This window comes from Lawsonibacter sp. LCP25S3_E2 (assembly GCF_052117285.1).
Taxonomy (GTDB): domain Bacteria; phylum Bacillota; class Clostridia; order Oscillospirales; family Oscillospiraceae; genus Lawsonibacter.
In genome coordinates this window covers 251699-272742 of sequence record NZ_JBQKJL010000002.1, presented here as the reverse complement: position 1 = coordinate 272742, position 21044 = coordinate 251699, and the positions used below count along the sequence as shown (strand labels likewise).

The 21044-nt window shown below is 59.4% G+C and carries 15 protein-coding genes; 11 read left to right on the top strand and 4 right to left on the bottom strand.

Going from position 1 to position 21044, the window contains the following annotated elements; translation table 11 throughout:
* The first annotated feature begins 3 nt into the window (after positions 1 to 3).
* Genes priA through rsgA form a run of 8 tightly spaced genes read left to right on the top strand, consistent with a single transcriptional unit; the run spans position 4 to position 10004 of the window.
* Complete coding sequence (gene priA, locus ACTQ3R_RS03485; RefSeq protein ID WP_441778008.1) at positions 4 to 2472, top strand: replication restart helicase PriA; 2469 nt, start codon at positions 4 to 6, stop codon at positions 2470 to 2472.
* Positions 2473 to 2490: 18 nt separating this feature from the next.
* Positions 2491 to 2982, top strand: coding sequence for a peptide deformylase (def, locus tag ACTQ3R_RS03480; protein ID WP_441778007.1), 492 nt, complete (start codon positions 2491 to 2493; stop codon positions 2980 to 2982).
* The gene (gene fmt, locus ACTQ3R_RS03475) at positions 2979 to 3899 is read left to right on the top strand and encodes a methionyl-tRNA formyltransferase (protein ID WP_441778006.1); all 921 of its coding nucleotides are present in this window, start codon (positions 2979 to 2981) and stop codon (positions 3897 to 3899) included. Before def ends, fmt begins: the two co-directional genes overlap by 4 nt.
* Before the next feature lie 45 nt (positions 3900 to 3944).
* Positions 3945 to 5282, top strand: coding sequence for a 16S rRNA (cytosine(967)-C(5))-methyltransferase RsmB (gene rsmB, locus ACTQ3R_RS03470; RefSeq protein ID WP_441778005.1), 1338 nt, complete (start codon positions 3945 to 3947; stop codon positions 5280 to 5282).
* On the top strand, positions 5279 to 6331 hold the full coding sequence (gene rlmN / locus ACTQ3R_RS03465) for a 23S rRNA (adenine(2503)-C(2))-methyltransferase RlmN (RefSeq protein ID WP_441778004.1): 1053 nt from the start codon (positions 5279 to 5281) through the stop codon (positions 6329 to 6331). Before rsmB ends, rlmN begins: the two co-directional genes overlap by 4 nt.
* A gap of 12 nt (positions 6332 to 6343) precedes the next feature.
* Positions 6344 to 7063 carry a Stp1/IreP family PP2C-type Ser/Thr phosphatase gene (locus ACTQ3R_RS03460; protein WP_441778003.1) on the top strand — a complete coding sequence of 240 codons (720 nt, stop codon included), beginning with the start codon at positions 6344 to 6346 and terminating at the stop codon, positions 7061 to 7063.
* A 38-nt stretch (positions 7064 to 7101) separates the two neighbouring features.
* Positions 7102 to 9111 (top strand): Stk1 family PASTA domain-containing Ser/Thr kinase, encoded by a 2010-nt coding sequence (gene pknB, locus ACTQ3R_RS03455; RefSeq protein ID WP_441778002.1) that lies wholly within the window; start codon positions 7102 to 7104, stop codon positions 9109 to 9111.
* A complete protein-coding gene (rsgA, locus tag ACTQ3R_RS03450) occupies positions 9108 to 10004 on the top strand; it encodes a ribosome small subunit-dependent GTPase A (RefSeq protein ID WP_441778001.1) in 897 nt (298 codons plus the stop codon). The genes pknB and rsgA overlap by 4 nt, the downstream gene beginning before the upstream one ends.
* Before the next feature lie 45 nt (positions 10005 to 10049).
* Here the strand turns inward: rsgA and ACTQ3R_RS03445 are convergent, their stop codons facing one another.
* Entirely contained in the window at positions 10050 to 10883 is an 834-nt protein-coding gene (locus tag ACTQ3R_RS03445) for a formate/nitrite transporter family protein (RefSeq protein WP_441778000.1), read from the bottom strand.
* Between the two features lie 463 nt (positions 10884 to 11346).
* On the opposite strand from ACTQ3R_RS03445, the gene ACTQ3R_RS03440 reads away from it, so the two are divergent.
* Positions 11347 to 13014, top strand: a complete 1668-nt coding sequence (locus ACTQ3R_RS03440) for a formate--tetrahydrofolate ligase (RefSeq protein WP_441777999.1) — start codon at positions 11347 to 11349, stop codon at positions 13012 to 13014.
* A 142-nt stretch (positions 13015 to 13156) separates the two neighbouring features.
* Here ACTQ3R_RS03440 and ACTQ3R_RS03435 read toward each other — a convergent pair whose 3' ends face one another.
* The 3 genes from ACTQ3R_RS03435 to ACTQ3R_RS03425 form a co-directional block, all read right to left on the bottom strand.
* Positions 13157 to 13600, bottom strand: a complete 444-nt coding sequence (locus ACTQ3R_RS03435; protein WP_441777998.1) for an Lrp/AsnC family transcriptional regulator — start codon at positions 13598 to 13600, stop codon at positions 13157 to 13159.
* Positions 13601 to 13623: 23 nt separating this feature from the next.
* Positions 13624 to 14853, bottom strand: a complete 1230-nt coding sequence (gene hutI, locus ACTQ3R_RS03430) for an imidazolonepropionase (RefSeq protein ID WP_441777997.1) — start codon at positions 14851 to 14853, stop codon at positions 13624 to 13626.
* A gap of 176 nt (positions 14854 to 15029) precedes the next feature.
* Positions 15030 to 17045 carry a urocanate hydratase gene (locus ACTQ3R_RS03425; RefSeq protein ID WP_441777996.1) on the bottom strand — a complete coding sequence of 672 codons (2016 nt, stop codon included), beginning with the start codon at positions 17043 to 17045 and terminating at the stop codon, positions 15030 to 15032.
* A gap of 392 nt (positions 17046 to 17437) precedes the next feature.
* Here ACTQ3R_RS03425 and ACTQ3R_RS03420 point away from each other — a divergent pair, with 392 nt between their 5' ends.
* Complete coding sequence (locus tag ACTQ3R_RS03420) at positions 17438 to 19273, top strand: NAD(P)-binding protein (protein ID WP_441777995.1); 1836 nt, start codon at positions 17438 to 17440, stop codon at positions 19271 to 19273.
* Positions 19267 to 21003 (top strand): [FeFe] hydrogenase, group A, encoded by a 1737-nt coding sequence (locus ACTQ3R_RS03415; RefSeq protein WP_441777994.1) that lies wholly within the window; start codon positions 19267 to 19269, stop codon positions 21001 to 21003. The genes ACTQ3R_RS03420 and ACTQ3R_RS03415 overlap by 7 nt, the downstream gene beginning before the upstream one ends.
* The last annotated feature ends 41 nt before the right edge of the window (positions 21004 to 21044 follow it).

Genomic DNA, 21044 nt, shown 5'->3' with positions numbered 1-21044 from the left:
GCCATGGGGCGAACAATTGCAAAAGTGGCTGTGTCCCGTGCGGTGTACGCCATCGACCGACCCTATGACTATCTGGTTCCCCCAGAGCTGGAGGATCGGCTCCAGCCGGGGATGCGGGTGCTAGTGCCCTTTGCCGCGGGGAACCGGGGTTCAGAGGGCATTGTATTGTCCATCGGGGAGGAGCCGGGGGAAGCCCGGAGCCTGAAACGCATCGAAGCGGCCCTGGACGAGGAGCCAGTGCTGGACCGCAAGGCGATCCAGCTGGCCCTTTGGATGCGGGAGCGGTACTTCTGCACGGTGTATGACTGTGTGAAAGCTATGCTGCCCGCGGGGCTCTATTTTTCCCTGCGGGACTGCGTGGCCCTGAAGCAGGGGGTGGACCGGGAAAGCGCCTACGCCGCCGCCGAAGGAAGCGCCGCCGCCCAGCGGCTGCTGGATATGCTGTGGAGCTGGGGCGGAACGGGGGACATGGAGCAGATCCGTTTGGCCTTCGGCCCCCAGGACCCCAACCCCGCCATCCGCCGCCTGACCGAGGCGGGGGTGGCCCAGGTGGAGACCAGTACCCAGCGGGGAGTGGGGGATAAAACGGAGAAGCTGGCCGTACTGGCCATTCCCGCGGAGGATGCCATGGCAATGGTGACCCCCCGGCGAAAGAGCGCTCCCCTGCGCTATGCGGTGACGGAGCTTCTGTGTACCCTGGGAGCAGCTTCTGCCAAGGAGCTGTGCTACTTTACCGGAGCCTCCATGCCCACCATCAAGTCTTTGGAAAAAAGCGGAATCCTAACTCTGGAAGCCCAGGAGGTCCTTCGCCGCCCGGTGCTGGAGGAAGTGGAGCCCGCCCCGCCGCCGGTACTTAACGAGGAGCAGCAGCGGGCCTTTGAGGGGCTTGACCAGCTGGCCGGGCAGGGGAAAGCCGCCGCGGCGCTGCTCTATGGCGTGACGGGCAGCGGCAAGACACAGGTCTATATCCGTCTGATTCAGAGCACGCTGGAACGGGGCAAAACGGCCCTGGTGTTAGTGCCGGAAATCGTTTTGACACCTCAGCTGTTAAGGATATTTGCCTCACACTTTGGAACGCAAGTTGCCCTCCTCCACAGCTCCTTGCGGGCGGGGGAGCGGTATGACGAGTGGAAGCGGATTCGCCGGGGAGAGGCCCAGGTGGTGCTGGGCACCCGGTCGGCGGTGTTCGCTCCGCTGAAAAATCTGGGCCTTATGATCCTGGACGAGGAGCAGGAGGCCAGCTACAAGTCGGAAAACGTCCCCCGGTACCATGCCAGAGATATTGCGAAGTACCGCTGTGTCCAGAATAAGGCCCTTTTGGTGCTAGGGTCAGCCACCCCGTCAGTAGAGTCCATGTACCATGCCAGGCAGGGGGACTATGCCCTGTTTGAACTGTGCCGGCGCTACAACCAGAAAGCCCTGCCCCAGGTGCTGCTGGTGGACATGAAGAAGGAGCTGCGTGCCGGGAACAACACCGACGTGAGCGGGGTACTCCGGGCGGAACTGGAGGAGAACTTCAAGCACGGGGAACAGGCCATCTTGTTTCTCAACCGCCGGGGCGCCAGCCGGATGGTGTTCTGCGGGGAGTGCGGCCAGGTGCCCGAATGCCCCCGGTGTTCGGTGAAGCTCACCTACCACTCGGCCAACGGGCGGCTCATGTGCCACCACTGCGGCCATTCCCAGCCTCTGCCACCTGCCTGTCCGGAATGCGGCGGAATTCTGAATTTCATCGGCACCGGCACCCAGCGCCTGCAGGAGGAGCTGGAGGAACTGTTTCCCTTCTGCCCGGTGCTGCGCATGGATACCGATACCGTTTCCGCCGCCCACCCCCACGAGGAGCTGTTGGACCGGTTCCAGAAGGAAAACATCCCCATTCTGGTGGGCACCCAAATGGTGGCCAAGGGGCTGGACTTTGAAAACGTCACCCTGGTCGGAGTGGTAGCGCCCGACCTGTCCCTCTATGTGGATGATTTCCGGGCGGGGGAACGCACCTTCTCTCTGCTTACCCAGGTAGTGGGCCGGGCGGGCCGGGGGGAGAAGAAGGGCCGGGCGGTGATCCAGACCTTCACCCCGGATAACGATGTGATCCGCTGTGCGGCCCGCCAGGACTATGACCAATTTTATGAGGAGGAGATCGCCCTGCGGCAGCTGCGGCGGTATCCGCCCTTTGCCGATCTGACCCTCCTCACCGCCTCCGGCGTGGAGGAGGGGGCTGTGCTGCGCTGCTGTACGCGGCTGCGCCGGAGCCTGGAGCAGGTTTTGCCCCAAGTGCCCGGCCAGTGGCAGTTACTTGGCCCGGCCCCGGCGGCCGTGGCAAAAATCAACAACCGCTACCGCTACCGCCTGACCCTCACCGGGCCGGTGGGGAGAGAGGCACGGGCCCTGCTGGCCCACTTGCTCCGGGCGGCCTATCAGGATAAAGAAAACCGGGGGGTGTCCGTCTATGTGGACGTGAACCCCTACAATAGCTGAGAAAGAGGAGAATTGATTATGGCGATCCGCACCATTTTGACCGAGGGCGATCCCGCCCTGAACAAGGTCTGCCACCCTGTGACCAAATTTGACGACAAGCTGGCCGATCTGCTGGACGATTTGAAGGAGACTTTGGCCAAAGCCAACGGCCTGGGCCTGGCTGCCCCCCAGGTGGGGATCTTGCGCCGGGCGGTCATCGTGGTGGATGACAACGGGGAGATGCTGGAGCTGGTGAATCCCGAGATCATCGACCAGAAGGGGGAACAGGACGGCCTGGAGGGCTGTCTGTCCGTGCCTGGTAAGTGGGGCTACGTAAAGCGGCCCGAGTGGGTGAAGGTAAAAGCCCAGGACCGCAGCGGCAACTGGTTTGAGGTAGATGGAAAGGACGTCACCGCCCGCTGCTTCTGCCATGAGCTGGGCCACTTGGACGGCCACCTCTATGTGGAGCTCACCGACCGGCTCTATACCAATGAGGAGCTGGATGCCATGGCCCAGGAGGACGAGGAATGAGAATCGTCTTTATGGGTACCCCTGACTTTGCTGTCCCCTCCCTGGAGGCTCTGGTCCAGGGGGGACATGAGGTCGTGGGGGTCTTCAGCCAGCCGGACAAACCGGTGGGACGGCACCAGAATAAGCTCCAGCCCACCCCGGTGAAGGTGTGCGCCCAGAGCCATGACATTCCGGTCTATCAGCCCACCACTCTGCGGGATGGGGAGGCCCTGGCCACCTTGCAGGAGCTCTCCCCGGAACTCATCGTGGTAGCGGCCTACGGACGGGTGCTGCCCGATGAGATCCTGGCCCTGCCCCCCAAGGGATGCATCAACGTCCATTCCTCCCTGCTGCCCAAATACCGGGGAGCCGCCCCCATCAACTGGGCGGTGGTCAACGGGGATCAGGAGACCGGGGTCACCATTATGGACATGGCCCATGAGCTGGATGCGGGGGATATCATTGCCCAGGTGCGTACTCCCATTGGCCCGGATGAGCTGGTGGGAGAGGTCCACGACCGGCTGGCCGCTCTGGGCGGGCAGCTGCTGGGACAGGTGGTGGAGCAGATTGCCCAGGGGACGGCCCGGAGAACTCCCCAGGACCCCGCCCTGGTCACTTACGCCCCCATGCTCTCCCGTGCGCTCAGTCCCATCGACTGGAGTCAGAGCGCCCAGAGCATTCACAATAAAATCCGGGGCCTCAATCCCTGGCCTGCCACCTCTACGGACATTTTCGGCCGTGATGTGGTGAAGGTGTTCCGCTCCCAGGTGACGGACCGGACGGCCAAAGGCACGCCCGGAACCATTCTGGGAGGAGGAAACGAGGGCATTGAGGTGCTGTGCGGAGACGGGACCGTTCTTCGGATTCTGGAGCTCCAGGCCCCCGGTGCCCGGCGGATGTCCGCCGGGGACTACCTGCGTGGTCACCCCCTGGCCTGAGACCGTTCCGGCCGGATGAGAGAGAACAAAGAAGGAGTGGAGCCTATGGATGCCAGAGAGGTTGCCCTGCTGACCCTAAACGCCTGCCAGCGGCAGGGAGGCTGGTCGGACAATATTCTGAAAAAGCAGCTGGCCCAAGCCGGTCTGGACAGCCGGGATGGGGCCCTGGCCACCCAGCTCTGCTTTGGTGTGCTCCAGAACCAATTGCTGCTGGACTTTTATCTGTCTAATTTTTCCAACCTTCCCTTAAAGCGCATGGAGGGAAAGGTGGTCCAGGCCCTGCGTCTGGGGGCCTATCAGATGCTCTTCCTGACCAAAATCCCCCACAGCGCCGCGGTGAACCGCTCGGTGGAGATGACCCGTACCCACTGCAAAAACCCACGGGCTCCGGGAATGGTCAACGCCATTTTGCGCAGCCTGGAGCGAAATCTGGACAACCTGCCCACCATCCCACAGAGGGACCCGGTGAGCTATTTGTCCGTGCTGTACTCAACCCCTGAGTGGCTTGTAAAGGAATTTCTCCTTACATTAGGAGAAGGGGAAACCGCCAAGCTTTTGGCCGCCAACAACACCCGAGCCCCCATCACCGCTATGGTAAACACCCTGAAAACAACTCCCGAGGAGCTGATGGAGGCTTTGCAGGAGGAGGGGGTAGAGGCCCAGCCCCATCCATGGATGGAAGGGTGCCTGCTTCTGTCCAAAACCGGAGACTTGGAGCGGCGGAAGGTGTTCCAGGAGGGCCTCTTTTACGTCCAGGACCCGGCTTCCCGCCTGGCCATTCAGGCCGCGGGCGTCAAGCCGGGCATGCGGGTACTGGACTGCTGTGCCGCCCCAGGGGGCAAGTCCTTTGCCGCGGCCATTGCTATGAAAAATCAGGGGGAGGTCATTTCCTGTGACCTCCATCCCCACAAGAAAAAACTCATTCAGGCGGGAGCGGACCGGCTGGGGCTGTCCGTGGTGACCCCCATGACCGCCGACGGAAAGGTGTTCCGGCCGGAGTGGGAGGGGGCCTTTGACCTGGTACTGGTGGACGCTCCCTGTTCTGGGCTGGGGGTCATCCGGAAGAAGCCGGATATCCGCTACAAGCAACCGGAACCTCTTGCGGGACTGCCTGAGATTCAGAAGGCCATCCTGGACAACGCCCAGCGGTATGTGCGCCCAGGCGGTGTGCTTCTCTACTCCACCTGTACCGTCCTGTGCCGGGAGAACGAACAGGTGGCGGCGGACTTTTTGAACCACCACCCCGATTTCAAGGGAGAAGACGTTACATTCCCTGGAACGATTGGTACTTCCGAGGGCGGCATGATGACTCTGTGGCCCCACCGCCACGGGACGGACGGCTTTTTTATCTGTAAATTAAGAAAAGGGGAGGGTACCCTTTGACTGACCTCAAATCCATGAATCTTCCCGAACTCACCGCCTGGTTCAAAGAACGGGGACAGCCCGCCTTCCGGGCCAAGCAGGTATTTAAGTGGTTCTACCGGGGAGTCACCTCCTTTGAGGAGATGAGCGACCTGCCCAAGGCCCTGCGGGAGGAGCTGACGGAGCAGTGCATCTTCACGCCGCCTAAGGTGGCCCGGAAGCAGGTCTCCGCCCAGGACGGGACCATCAAATACCTGTGGGAGCTGGGAGACGGCAACTGCGTGGAGTCGGTGCTCATGCGCTACCAGCACGGAAATACCGTGTGCATCTCCTGCCAGGTGGGGTGCCGCATGGGCTGTGCCTTCTGTGCATCCACCATTGCAGGGCGGGTGCGCAACCTGACCCCGGCGGAGATGGTGGATCAGGTGCTCTTTGCCCAAATGGACAGCGGTGCTCCCATATCCAACATTGTGCTTATGGGGATCGGAGAACCTCTGGACAATTTTGATACCGTAATGCGTTTTTTAGAGCTGGTCAATCACCCCGACGGGCTGAACATCGGCATGCGCCACATCTCCCTGTCTACCTGTGGTCTGGTAGATCAAATTGACAAACTGGCCCAGTATGGGTTACAATTAACACTATCTGTCTCCCTCCATGCCCCAGATGACGAGACCCGGTCCAAGATCATGCCGGTGAACCGCAGTGTGGGCGTGGAGAAGCTGGTGGAGACCTGCCGGCGGTATTTTGAGACCACCGGGCGGCGGATCTCCTATGAATATGCCATGATCGATGGAGTAAACGACAGCGACTGGCAGGCGGACCTGTTGGCAAAGCGCCTGCGGGGGGTACCGGCTCATGTGAACCTCATCCCCCTCAACGAGGTGGAGGAGAGTCCTCTGAAACCCAGCCGCCGGGTGGCCGCCTTCCAGAAGCGTCTGGAGAGCCATGGAATTACCGTCACGGTCCGGCGCAAGCTGGGCGGCGACATTGATGCCTCCTGTGGTCAGCTGCGGCGCAAGGCCATGAAGGAGAATGAGAGAAACAGTCCGGAATACCGGAAGAAATGAGGTTGGACGGCAATGCAGGTATGGGGTATCACCCACCGGGGCGCGGTGCGCAGCCAGAATCAGGACGCGTACGCCGCCCGGCAGTTGGAAGATGGCCGGATCATCGCCTTGGTGTGCGATGGGATGGGCGGAGCCCGTGCGGGCAACGTAGCCAGTACCATGGCCGTGGAGCTGTTTATGAAGGAGTTCCTAAACCAGGCGGGAGACACCAGGGAAGAGGAGCGTATGCAGCGGGCGGCTGCCCTTGCAAACCAGGAGATCTTCCAGCGTTCCATCCGGGAAGAGGAGTGCACCGGTATGGGGACGACCCTGGTGGCAGCCCTGGTTGGGGAGCGGGAGGCCGTCATCCTCAATGAGGGAGACAGCCGGGCCTACCACATTAACCAAGATGGCATCGTCCTCATCACACGGGACCACTCTTTGGTAGAGGATCTGGTGGAGCGGGGAGAGCTCACAAGGGAACAGGCCCGGACCCATCCCCATAAAAATCTGATCACACGGGCCTTAGGTGCCGAGCCGGTGCTGATGGCCGACTGCTTCCGCAAGGAACTGCTTGCCGGGGATTACCTGCTGCTGTGCAGCGACGGGCTGAGCAATGTGGTGGGAGAGCAGGAGATGCTCTACGAAGTCATCCACGGCGGAGAAGAAGAAACCTGCTGCCAGCGCCTGTTGGAAATTGCCCTGAATCGGGGCGCGCCGGACAATGTGACGGCGGTGCTGGTCTCCCGGTGAGCTGTTCCGGGACAGAAGTAAGAAGGAGGATATTTACCATGGATCCCTATATCGGTAAATTACTCGATAACCGTTATGAAATATTGGAACCGGTAGGGACCGGCGGTATGGCCAGGGTTTATAAGGCCCGGTGCCACCGCCTCAACCGCCTGGTAGCCATTAAAATTCTGCGGGAGGACCTGGCCCAGGACGCGGAGTTCCGCCGCCGTTTCCATGACGAATCCCAGGCGGTGGCTATGCTGTCCCACCCCAACATTGTGGCAGTCTATGATGTAAGCCGCTCCTCAGAGCTGGAGTATATCGTCATGGAGCTCATCGACGGTATCAACCTCAAGCAATACATGCAGAAAAAGGGCAACAAGCTCAATTGGCGGGAGGCCCTGTACTTTATCACTCAGATCACTAAGGCCCTGGGCCACGCCCACAGCCGGGGGATCATTCACCGGGACATCAAGCCCCACAACATTATGGTGCTCCGGGACGGCAGCGTGAAGGTGGCCGACTTTGGCATTGCACGGGTTGCCTCGGGGGGGCACAGCACCCTCACCCAGGAGGCGCTGGGATCGGTGCACTACATTTCTCCTGAGCAGGCACGGGGCAGCCACATTGACGAGCGCTCCGACCTCTACTCCGCCGGTGTGGTGCTCTATGAGATGATCACTGGCCGCCTGCCCTTTGAGGGGGACACCCCTGTGGCGGTGGCCATCCAGCATATCAATTCCATCCCGCTCTCTCCCCGGGAGATCGACCCTACCATTCCCGAGGCCCTGGAGGCCATCACCATGAAGGCCATGGCCCCCAACCCCAACAACCGCTATTCTTCCGCCGACGAGATGCTCGCCGACCTGGAGGAGTTCCGGAAAAATCCCGACGTCAACTTTGAGTACCATGTTTCCGATTTTTCCCCTGAGGCAGAGCTGGACGAGGACCGCACCCAGGTGCGTCCCATTGCCCCTTCCCACAGAAGCGGTACCCAGCGCGCGTCCTACAGCGCCCCCCGAGAGACCCGGCGGGAGCGGGAGTACCACCCCGAGGAGGAGGAGCCTGCCCGCAGAGGACCCATGTGGCCGGTGATCCTGGCGGTGGCCGGTGTGCTGCTGTTTGTGGGACTGGTATTTTTCTTCCTGTGGAATTCTGTATTTTCCGGTTTGCTGGAACCTCCCGAGACTTATTCCGTGCCGAAGCTGGTGGGGAAGATGTATGAGGACGTGAAGGACGATACCGCCCTTCTGGGTGAGCATTTTACCGTCGTTTTGGGCGACACGGTGGCCGATGATTCCGAGCCGGGTACCATCATCAAACAGGACCCGGAGGATGGGAAAAAGGTGACCGGAGAGCTGACGGAGATCACCATTACCATCAGCGGCGGACAGGAAATGATCGAAATGATCGATCTGACCAACATGGACTTCCAGACCGCCTATAATACCCTGGTGGAAATGGGACTGAAACCCCTTACGCCTGAGTACGAGTTTGATGACAAAGTCGAGGAAAACCACGTTATTTCTTACACCCCGATGAAGGGGGTGCCGCTGTCCCCAGGGGATGAGGTACAGATGGTGGTGAGCAAAGGCCCGGAGAAGAAGACCTTTGTCATGCCCAGTCTGGTGGATATGACCCTGGAGCTGGCACAGACCAACATTGACAACTGCAACCTGAGCCATGGCAGAGTGCAGGAGGCCTATGACGATACCGTCCCTGAAGGCAAGGTCATCAGCCAGTATCCCACGGCGGGCACAGAGGTGGCTGAGGGTGACGAGGTCAATCTGATCGTCAGCAAGGGCCCTGATCCCAGTACCCTGCCCCCCGAGCCTACTGAGGTGACCAAGACCATCTATGTCCCCATGCCGGGAGACGCCGAGGGTTTGGTGAATGTGCGGGTCCTGGTGGATGGAGAAGAGGTATTGAACCAGGCTCTGGATGCCACCATGTCCGCCCAGGTGCCTGTGACTGTGACGGGAACCGGAGTCAAGACCGTGACCTACTACTTCGATGGAGAGTACGGTGGCTCCATGACGGTGGATCTCACCCAGGCGGACGGCACATGAGCGAAGGAATCATTCGAAAGGCCCTCAGCGGCTTCTATTATGTGGATGACGGACAGCAGGTGATCACCTGCCGGGCACGGGGCAAGCACCGTCATGCCGGACAGTCTCCCCTGGTTGGGGACCGGGTGCGCTTCACCCCCCTGGAAGAGGGGGCTGGGGCACTGGACGAGATTTTGCCCCGGAAAAATGAATTTTACCGCCCTGCGGTGGCCAACATCGACCTTCTGGTGGTGGTGGCCGCCCAGGCGATCCCGGTGACCGACCCATACCTCATTGACCGGGTCGTGGCCATTGCCGAAAGCCGGGGATGCGACAGCCTTATCTGTGTGAACAAGTGTGATCTGGCCTCCGGAGAGGATCTGGCCCGGATCTATGAAAAGGCGGGGTTTCAAACCGTTCGCCTCAGTGCCCAGACGGGGGAGGGCGTGGAGCAGCTGCGCCAGGCTATTGCCGGGAAAGTTTGTGCCTTTACGGGAAATTCCGGCGTTGGAAAGTCCAGCCTCCTCAATGCTCTGGAGCCGGACATGGATCTGGCCACCGCTCAGGTCAGCGATAAGCTGGGGCGGGGCAGACACACGACCCGCCATGTGGAGCTGTTTCGCCTTTCCTGTGGAGCGCTGGTGGCGGATACGCCCGGCTTCTCCTCTTTTGATGTGGACCATATGGAACTGGGCCGGAAGGAGGAACTCCAGTATGCCTTCCGGGAATTTGCTCCTTACCTGGGCAAGTGCCGGTTCCAGGACTGTGCCCATTTGAAGGAGAAAGGCTGCGCTGTGTTGGAGGCGGTGGCGGCAGGAGAGATCCCCGCCACCCGGCACCAGAGCTATCTGCGCCTCTATGAAGAGGCAAAGGCGATCCCAGATTGGGAGCGAAAAGAGGATAAAAAAAGGTGATTGGAAGATCCAATCACCTTTTTTTGTTCTTTGATTGTCGGAAGCTTATACTCCGGCGGGCTTGCGGTCTTTCAGATGAATAAACCACATGACCCAGGCGGGGGCCAGGCCGCCCAGAATGTTCCCGATGGTGACGGGAATCAGGTTGTTGATGAGGAAATTGGGCAGCGTGAGAGCGGTCAGATCAATGCCCATCTCAGCGGCCAGCTGGGCATAGGCGGGAACGCTTTTGGCCATGAGACCAGCAGAGATGTAGTACATGTTGGCGACGCAGTGCTCAAATCCGCACATGACGAAGAAAGCCACAGGGAGATAGGCACAGATGATCTTGCCGGCGCTGTCCTTGGCGGACAGGGCCATAAGCACGCCCAAACATACCAGCAAGTTGCAGAAAAAGCCCAGCACCAAACCGTTCTGGAAGGGGATAGCACATTTGGCAGCGGCCACTTTCATGGTGTATACCGCCAACTGTCCGCCGCCCAGATCCATCTGCCCAAACCAGGCGCAGCCGCCTGCTACGATCAGGGAACCGACGAAATTAGCCAGATAGACAATGACCCAGCTGCGCAGCATCTGCAGCAGAGTACACTTTTTATCCAGCAGAGAGATACCAATCAGGCAGTTGCCGGTAAACAGCTCTGCACCCATAATGACGACCATACCCAGGCCGAAGGGGAAGAGCAGTCCGCAGATGGTCTTAATGGTCCAGGGATCGGTAATCCCATAGACCGCTGTGTTGGTGGAGGCACCGCCCAGGGCGATGAGAATTCCGGCCAAAATACCCAGGACGATCAGCTGGGAAGTGGGGCGCGTGGCTTTACCAGCGCCAATGTCAGAGTAACGCTTGGCAATGTCGGCGGGGGAGAAGCTCAATTCCATATAGGTTCCATCCTTTCCTTGTCTTTGAAACATCCCGGCCAGTAACAATAACAATTTAAAAAATATATCATAAAAACCCTGAAAATGCAACAGTACGTGGTAAAAACTTAGTATAATCAACGAAAAACGATAAAAAATGTAATTATTTTAAGGAAAACGAATGACTGACATTAAAATATAAGCTGACATAAAATGGAAATCATACTGTGCAAAACAAATGATTTTTTACGTTAAATAGTAAAAAAATAATGTAATTTATCCATATTATAGGGATGTTTTGAGGAAAAAAATGATGGTAAAATTCGTAAAGTAAAGATCGGAATTCACTTAATGAAAAAAAGCATGTTTTTCAAAAAGAACAACAAAAATCCTGTACGAAAAGGGGAAAATGATGTATAATACTACCATCGTAAACCCCATTAGGTGACCACATAATTTACATTAATTTAAGGAGGCCATCGTCATGACTGACATCGAAATCGCCCAGCAGTCCACTATGCTGCCTATTGTTGAGGTTGCTAAGTCCATCGGTATTTCTGAGGACCAGCTGGAGAACTATGGTAAGTACAAGGCCAAGGTAGATATCCACGCTCTGCGCGACCTGCCCCGCAAGGCTAAGCTGGTTCTGGTGACCGCCATCAGCCCCACCCCCGCTGGTGAGGGCAAGACCACCACTTCCGTGGGTCTGGCCGATGCTCTGAACAAGCTGGGCAAGAAGACCATCGTCTGCCTGCGTGAGCCCTCCCTGGGTCCCGTGTTCGGCGTCAAGGGCGGCGCTGCCGGCGGCGGCTATGCTCAGGTTGTCCCTATGGAGGACATCAACCTCCACTTCACCGGTGACTTCAACGCCATCGGCATTGCCAACAACCTGCTCTCCGCTCTGATTGACAACCACATCCAGCAGGGCAACGCTCTGGACATCGACACCCGCCAGATCACCTGGAAGCGCGTGGTCGATATGAACGACCGTCAGCTGCGCCACATTGTCTGTGGTATGGGCGGCAAGGCCAGCGGCGTGCCCCGTGAGGACGGCTTCGACATCGTGGTGGCCTCCGAGATCATGGCCGTTCTGTGCCTGTCCACCGGTCTGGCTGACATGAAGGCCCGTCTGGCCAAGATGGTCGTGGGCTACAGCCGTTCCGGCAAGCCCATCACCGCTCACGATCTGAAGGCTGAGGGCGCTATGGCTGCCGTTCTGAAGGACGCCATCAAGCCCAACCTGGTTCAGACTCTGGAGCACACCCCCGCTTTCATCCACGGCGGCCCCTTCGCCAACATCGCTCATGGCTGTAACTCCATCCAGGCCACTGAGACCGCTCTGAAGCTGAGCGACTACACCGTCACCGAGGCCGGCTTCGCTGCTGACCTGGGCGCTGAGAAGTTCCTGGACATCAAGTGCCGTGCCGGCGGCTTCCATCCCGATGCCGTTGTTATCGTGGCCACTGTCCGCGCCCTGAAGTATCACGGCGGCGTGCCCAAGGCTGACCTGAACAACGAGAACCTGGAGGCTCTGGAGAAGGGCCTGCCCAACCTGCTGCAGCACGTGGACAACGTGAAGAACGTCTATGGCCTGCCCTGCGTGGTCGCCATCAACGCCTTCCCCACTGACACTGAGGCCGAGCTGAAGCTGGTTGAGGAGAAGTGCAAGGAGCAGGGCGTCAACGTCCGTCTGTCCGAGGTTTGGGCCAAGGGCGGCGAGGGCGGCAAGGCTCTGGCCGAGGAGGTTATCCGTCTGGCTGAGGATACCACCAACGATCACTTCCAGTTTGTCTACAACGTGGAGGACTCCATCGAGGACAAGCTCAATGCCATCGCCACCAAGGTCTACCGCGCTGACGGCGTGACCATCACTGCTGCTGCCAAGAAGCAGATCCAGCAGCTGACCGAGCTGGGCTTCGACAAGATGCCCATCTGCATGGCCAAGACTCAGTTCTCCTTCTCCGATGACCAGACCAAGCTGGGTGCTCCCCGCGGCTTCAAGATCACCATCCGTGAGGTCAAGGTCAATGCCGGCGCCGGCTTCCTGGTTGCCAAGACCGGTGACATCATGACCATGCCCGGCCTGCCCAAGGTGCCCGCTTCCGAGCGTATCGACATCGACGAGAACGGCAAGATCACCGGCCTGTTCTAAGAAATCGTTTAAACTGATCTGGAATGAATTGACCCGGCGCGGGGAGTTTCCCCGCGCCGGGTCGGCGTTTATATTATGATTTTCTTAAAAAAGAAACGCTGAGGAACGTTCCTCAGCGTTTCTTGTCATGGTATGGTTCGGCTTATTTTTGAAGGGGAATGGGAATATCCTTATAATCAAAATAAGTCTTGAGAGCTACCGAAGTCTGAGAGTTGCCGTATTGCTTGATGGAGGAGAGGAGGGTCTCCAGCTCCTGAGTTCCTTGTACGGCAAAATGCAGCAGAGCGTTAAACACACCGATGGTGTGGTAATGGGCGGTAATCGCCGGGTGCTTCAAACAGAAATTACAGAAATCATTGTACTTTTCGGGCTCCGGGGCCACCCAGATAAAACCAGAAATGTTACAGTTAATCTGTTCCCGATCCACATCGATCCGATAAGCTCTTATCACGCCCTGTTCTTCCAGCCGGCGTGTGCGTTCCGAAACAGCGGGAGCGGTAAGGCCCACCTGGTCGCCTATGCTTTTTAGCGTTGCCCGGCAATCACGCTGTAGGATATTCAGGATCTGATAATCGGTTCGGTCCATATGATTTCTTCCTTTCTCTGGATTCAGCGCACCACAGTGCCCTTCTTAATAACGGTCTGAGTCAGGTTGCTGCCCACGCGGTAGCAGATATAGTCCAGGTCAGGGGCATCCCAAACCACCAGGTCGGCCAGCTTACCCACCTCAACAGAACCCACCTGGTCGGCCATGTCAATGGCGGCGGCGGCATTCAAGGTGACGGCGGTGAGAACCTCCTCGGGGGTGAGCTTGTACTTCAGGCAGCCCAGGTTGATGACGAACTGCAGGTTCAGGCAGGGGCAGGAACCGGGGTTGAAGTCGGTGGCCATAGCCACGGGGACACCGGCCTTGACCATGTCACGGGCGGGAGCAAAGACAGCGCCCAGGTTGAAGCTGGTGGCAGGCAGCAGGCAGGCGATCACGCCGCCCTTGGCCAGGCTCTCGATGCCCTCGGGAGGGCAGACGATCAGGTGCTCGGCGGAGATAGCGCCGATCTCACCGGCCAAAATGGAGCCGCCGATGGCCTCGATCTCGTCGGCGTGGATCTTGGGACGCAGACCATACTTCAATCCGGCCTCCAGCACCTGGCGGGACTCCTCTACCGTAAAGGTGTCTGCCTCGCAGAACACATCGCAGAACTTGGCGATGCCCTGCTCCTTCACCGCGGGGATCATCTCCTCGCACACCAGACGGATATACTCCTCCCGGTTCTGCTTGTACTCGGCGGGAACCAGGTGAGCGCCCATGAAGGTGGGGACAATGTCCATAGCGTGACGGTCGTTCAGGTTCTTGATGACCTGGAGGGCCTTCAGCTCATGCTCGGTGGCCAGACCGTAGCCGCTCTTGGCCTCGCAAGTGGTAACACCGAAGCCCATCATCTCGTCCAGAGCCTTAGCGGCCTTTTCGGTGAGCTCCTCCTCGGTGGCCTGACGGGTGGCGTTGGTGGTGGACTGGATGCCGCCGCCGGCGTTCTGGATCTCTAGATAGGTCTTGCCGTGGAGCTTCATGCCCAGCTCATTCTGGCGCCAGCCGCCGAAGATCAGGTGGGTATGGGCGTCCACCAGGCCGGGAGTGACCAGCTTGCCCTGGGCGTCTACAACCTCAGCGCCCTCCACGGCGGGAGCGGCACCGGTGCCTACCTGGGCAATGCGGCCATCTTCACACAGCACCCAAGCATCCTTCAGAACCTGGATATTTCCCTGCTCCTCCCCCTTCTTGGGGCCCTTGCCCTGAGGGGTGGCCAGCATGCCGATGTTGGTCAGCAGTAGTTTCTTCATAGTTTCGTGTCCTTTCTGGGGGAATCCCCCAATGGTAATTCGACTCTATTCATAGGAAAGCATATTTTTCCCTCCTTGTCAACCAAAGAAACATGAAGATTTTCTGGAATGGATGACAGGAGAAAAAAGGGGGCGTGATGACACGCCCCCTTTTCAGGTTACGGGATATTTGGGGCTTAGCCCTTCATGCCCTTCACAGCCTCAGCCACGACAGCGTCGTCAGCCAGGTAGGGCAGAGTGATGTGGTCCTGACCCTCGTAGATCTTGTTGTACTCAGCAACGGTGGTCAGAGCGTTCTCGTTGCGGGCCCAGGCGCGGCGGGAAACACCGATCATGGTATCCCAAGGCATAGCCATCTTCAGGATGGTGTCCACGCGCTCGGAGCCGTCCAGCACCATGCCGAAGCCGCCGTTGATGGAGTTACCGATACCGGTACCGCCACCGTTGTGGAGGGCGATGTAGCTCATGCCGCGGGCAGCGTTGCCGGCGTAGCACTGGGTAGCCATCTCAGCCATGATGTTGGAGCCGTCCTTGATGTTGGAGGTCTCACGGAAGGGGGCGTCGGTTCCGCCAGTATCGTGGTGGTCACGGCCAAGGATAACGGGACCGATCTCGCCGTTACGGACCATCTCGTTGAACTTCAGAGCGATGCTCATGCGGCCCAGAGCGTCCTGATAGAGGATACGGCACTGGGTGCCGACAACCAGCTTGTTCTTCTTCGCGTCGCGGACCCAGACATAGTTGTCGTAGTCCTGATAGCGGCGGTTGTGCTCCTTGATGTACTCGGCGGCGGCGGCGTCGGTCTTGTCCAGGTCCTCGGGGTTCCGGGACAGGCAGCACCAACGGAAGGGACCGTAGCCGAAGTCGAACAGGCAGGGACCGAGGATGTCTTCCACGTAGGAGGGGAAGATGAAGCCGTCCAGGTCGTTCTCGCCGTTCTTGCAGATGGACTTCACGCCGGTGTCGTACACGGCCTTCAGGAAGCTGTTGCCGTAGTCGAAGAAGTAGGTGCCCCGCTCGTGGAGCTTGCAGATCATCTCATAGTGATGCTGCAGGGTCTTGTCAACCAGCTTGGCAAAGCCCTCGGGGTCCTTGTCCAGCATGTCGGTGCGCTCCTCGAAGCTCAGGCCCTGGGGGCAGTAGCCGCCGTCGTAAGGCACGTGGCAGGAGGTCTGGTCGGACAGCAGATCCACGTGGATGTTGTTGTCGTACAGGTACTCCAGCAGGTCCACTACGTTGCCGTGGTAAGCGACAGCGCAGGGCTCCTTCTTCTCCATGTGCTCCTTGGCGATGGCCCAAGCCTCCTCCAGGCTGGAGGTGCGGTGGCTGACCCAGCCCTGGCTGTAACGGGTCTCGATACGGGAGTCGTCCACCTCGGCGATGATGGAAGCAGCGCCGGCGATCTCAGCGGCCTTGCCCTGAGCACCAGACATGCCGCCCAGACCGGCGGAGACGAACAGACGGCCGGCCAGGTTGCCGTCCTGGGGGATACCCAGCTTCAGACGGCCGGCGTTCAGCAGGGTGTTGAAGGTGCCGTGCACGATGCCCTGAGGACCGATGTACATCCAGCCGCCGGCGGTCATCTGGCCGTAGTTGGCCACGCCGATAGCAGCGGCACGGTTGAAGTCCTTCTGGTTGTCGAAGGTACCGACCATCAGGCCGTTGGAGATGATAACACGGGGAGCCAGCTTGTGGCTGTGGAACAGGCCCAGGGGGTGACCGGACATGACCACCAGGGTCTGCTCGTCGGTCAGGACCTCCAGGTACTTCTTGATCAGGCGGTACTGCATCCAGTTCTGGCAAACCTGACCGGTCTCACCGTAGGTAACCAGCTCGTAGGGATACAGAGCGATGTCGAAGTCCAGGTTGTTGTCGATCATCACCTGGATGGCGCGGCCCTCGATGCACACACCCTTGTACTCGTCGATGGGCTTGCCGTACAGCTTGCCGGCGGGACGGAAGCGGTAGCCGTAGATACGGCCGTGCTCCTCCAGCTCCTGAGCAAACTCCTTGGCCATCTGCTCGTGATGGTCGGGGTGGATGTAGCGCAGGGCGTTCTTAATGGCAAGGGCCTTATCAGACTCGCTCAGGTGGGACTCCCGGCGGGGAGCCCGACGATACTGGGGGTCAAAGGCGGGGTACTCGGGCAGCTCATAATCCAGCTTGATGGTCATGGCTTCTTCCAGATTCATGGTAATTCCTCCGCTTCTCATTTTTTGTGAAAACATCATAATTACACCGCATGTTTTCCTTACGTCTTGTATTTTACATGAAAATTGATATAATGAAAAGTACTACTATTGTATAATTGCTATATCTTAAAAGTATGGCGTATAAATATAAAAAAAGAAAAGAAAAAAGGGAGAATCCCTAATAAAATTAAAGACAAATGTTGAGAAACGCAGTTGCGAACCGGAAATAGCTTGTGAAAAAAGCTGGATAGCGGGAAACCAGTTAAACCTTCCCTTTTGGAAAAATATAGTGTACAATTTCCTTGATTTGTCGTCCTGCCCGGAGGGAAGGAACCGGGTGGGGGGAATGATGCAGGGGTGCAATGCCCCTAATTTTGGAAGGAGGAATGAACTTGAGCCGGCTTTCCATTGAAAACCCTGGAAGAGCTCAAACCGTATTAAGCGGATTGTATATGGACATGGACCGGAGGATCCGTTCCAGCCAGCCGGGACTTTGCCCGGTGGACATGTCCCTGAACTTTCTGCGCCTTTGTCACGCGCAGACCTGCGGCAAGTGCGTGCCCTGCCGGGTAGGGCTCAATCAGCTGGCGGTACTCATCGAGCGGGTGCTGGACCGCACGGCCGATCTGCCTACCATTGATCTCATTGAAAGTACTGCACAGGTGATCGCGGATTCTGCCGACTGTGCCATCGGTTATGAGGCGGCCCATATGGTGCTCAAAGGGGTGCGAGGCTTTCGGGAGGACTATGAGGAGCATGTGCGAAGCGGCCGGTGTATCTGCGGGCTGAGCCACCCGGTGCCCTGCGTGTCCACCTGCCCCGCCCATGTGGATATTCCGGGATATGTGGCCCTCATCCGCATGGGCCGGTATGAGGATGCGGTGCGCCTCATTCGAAAGGACAATCCCTTCCCGGCGGCCTGCGCCTATGTGTGTGAGCACCCCTGTGAGGAGCAGTGCCGGCGGAAGATGGTGGATGACAGCGTGAATATCTGCGGCCTGAAGCGGTTTGCCGTGGACCACGCGGGAGACTTGCCCGCCCCGCCCCGTGCGGAGGAGACGGGAAAGCGGGTGGCTGTCATCGGCGGCGGCCCCTGCGGCCTGACTGCGGCTTACTACCTGTCCTGTATGGGCCACGCCGTCACGGTATATGAGCAGCGGCCCAAGCTGGGCGGCATGCTCCGCTACGGAATTCCTGATTACCGGCTGCCCCAGGATGTGCTGGACCGGGACATTGCCCATATTCTCTCGGCGGGAGTCCAGGTACATACCGGCGTCTCTGTGGGCCGGGAGGTGCCCATGGAGGAGATCCAGCGCAGCTACGATGCGGTCTATATTGCCATTGGCGCCCACACGGACAAGAAGCTGGGCCTGCCTGGAGAGGACAGCAAAAATGTCATCAGCGCCGTGGAGCTGCTCCGGGGCGTGGGAGAGGGGAATATCCCCGACTTTACCGGCAAGCGGGTATGTGTCATCGGCGGCGGAAATGTGTCCATGGACGCCACCCGCACGGCTCTTCGCCTGGGGGCGGAGCAGGTCACCTGCGTCTACCGCCGCCGGGTGGATGATATGACCGCCCTCAGCGAGGAAATTGAGGAGGCCATGGCCGAGGGCTGCCAGATCCTGCCCCTCCAGGCCCCCGATCATATTGAGGCGGACGAAGAGGGCAAAGTGGCCGCCCTGTGGACGAAACCTCAGATCATCGGCCGCTATGGCCGGGATGGCCGGCCCGCCCCTGCCGGAGCGGACGCGAAGCAGTTCCGGATTCCCTGCGACTATGTGATCGTGGCCATTGGCCAGGCCATCGAAGCCCAGCCCTTTGAGACCATCGGCGTCACTACCCGCCGGGGCGCCATTTTGGCGGATCTGAGCAGCGCGGTACCTGGTGTGGACAATGTCTTTGCCGGAGGCGATGCGGTTTCCGGCCCCGCTACGGTCATTCGGGCAGTGGCGGCTGGAAAGGTGGCTGCCGCTAACATTGACAATTATCTGGGCTTTGACCATAAAATCAGCTGCGACGTGGAAATCCCGCCTGCCCACCTGACCAACACCCCGCCCTGCGGCCGGGTGAACCTGCGCAACCGGCACCTGCGGGGCTGTGTGGGTGATTTCTCTCTGGTGAAGGAAGGGATGACCCTGGAGGAGGCACAGCAGGAGTCCAGCCGGTGCCTGCGGTGCGATCACTTCGGGTACGGCAGCTTTAAAGGAGGCAGAGAGACAGAATGGTAACCTTGACCATCAACGATCAGATTGTTCAGGCGGAGGAGGGCACCACCATTTTGCAGGCTGCTGCCCAGGTAGGAATCCAGATCCCACACCTTTGCTATTTAAAGGATATCAACGAAATTGCCGCCTGCCGGGTTTGCTGCGTGGAGGTGGAGGGAGAGCGGGCCATGGTCACCGCCTGCAATACCCCCGTACGGGAGGGAATGGTGGTGCACACTAACTCTCCCCGAGCCAGGACCACCCGCCGGATCAATGTGGAGCTCATGCTGTCCCAGCATGACTGCATGTGTGCCCTGTGTGTGCGCAGCGGCAACTGTGCCCTCCAGACCATCGCCAACGATCTGGGGATCATCACCGTCCCCTATGAGACCCAGCTGCCCCAGGGTCTGCGCCGGGCCTGGACCACGACCTTCCCGCTGTTCCATGATTATAATAAATGTATCAAGTGCATGCGCTGCATTCAGGTATGTGACAAGGTCCAGTCCCTGGGTATTTGGGAGCTGACCGGTACCGGCGGCCGGGCGACCATTGACGTGTCGGGCAACCGGGTCATCAAGGACTCCGACTGTGCCCTGTGCGGCCAGTGTATTACCCACTGTCCCACTGGAGGTATGCGGGAGCGCAGCGACACCAAACCGGCCTTTGCCGCCCTGGCTGACCCGGAGAAGATCACCGTGGTCCAGGTGGCCCCCGCGGTGCGTACCGCCTGGGGGGAGTACTTTGGACTCAGCAGGGAGGAGGCCACCGTGGAGCGCATGGCGGCCACTTTGCGCCGTCTGGGCTTTGACTATGTCTTTGACACCAATTTTGCCGCCGACCTCACGATCATGGAGGAGGGCCACGAGCTGCTGCGGCGCATGAAAACCGGAGAGCTGGAGTGCTGGCCCATGTTCACCAGCTGCTGCCCCGGCTGGGTGCGGTTCCTGAAGAGCCAGTACCCGGAGCTGGTGGGCCAGCTGTCCACGGCCAAAAGCCCCCAGCAGATGTTCGGCAGCATAGCGAAAACCTGGTTTGCCCAGAAGCTGGGGGTGGAGCCGGAAAAGATCTTCTGTGTGTCCATCATGCCCTGTGTAGCCAAAAAGGCGGAGAGCGAGCTGCCCACCATGGCCACGGAACATGGCCGGGACGTGGATCTGGTACTCACCACACGGGAGCTGGTGCGGATGATCCGGGCCGACAAGCTGGACCCGGCCAGTCTGCCCGAGGAGCCTCTGGACGACCCCATGGGCGTCCACACCGGAGCGGGGGCCATCTTTGGAGTGACCGGCGGGGTGATGGAGGCCGCTTTGCGTACTGCCTGCTGTGTGCTCACCGGACAGGAGCCTTCCCCGGAGCAATTCAGCCAGGTACGTACCGGCCCCGGTTTCCGGGAGGCCGTCTATGAGCTGGGCGGCACCACCCTGCGCTGTGCGGTGGTCAGCGGGCTGGGCAACGCCAGAGCGCTGATGGAGCGCCTGCGTGCGGGCAAGGTCCACTACGACTTTGTAGAGGTCATGGCCTGCCCCGGCGGCTGCGTGGGCGGCGGCGGACAGCCCATCTCCATGGACGAGGAGGAGCGGGCGCCCCAGCGGGGAGAGACCCTATATCAGCTGGATAAAAAGAATGCAATTCGCCTCTCTCACAAAAATCCGCAAGTACAAAAGCTTTACAGCGAATTTTTGGGTGAGCCCCTCAGCGAGCGTGCCGAGGAGCTGCTGCACACCGACCATACCGCCTGGGAGATGCCCCATTAAACGGAAAATGTCCCTCTCTGCATTATGCGGAGAGGGACATT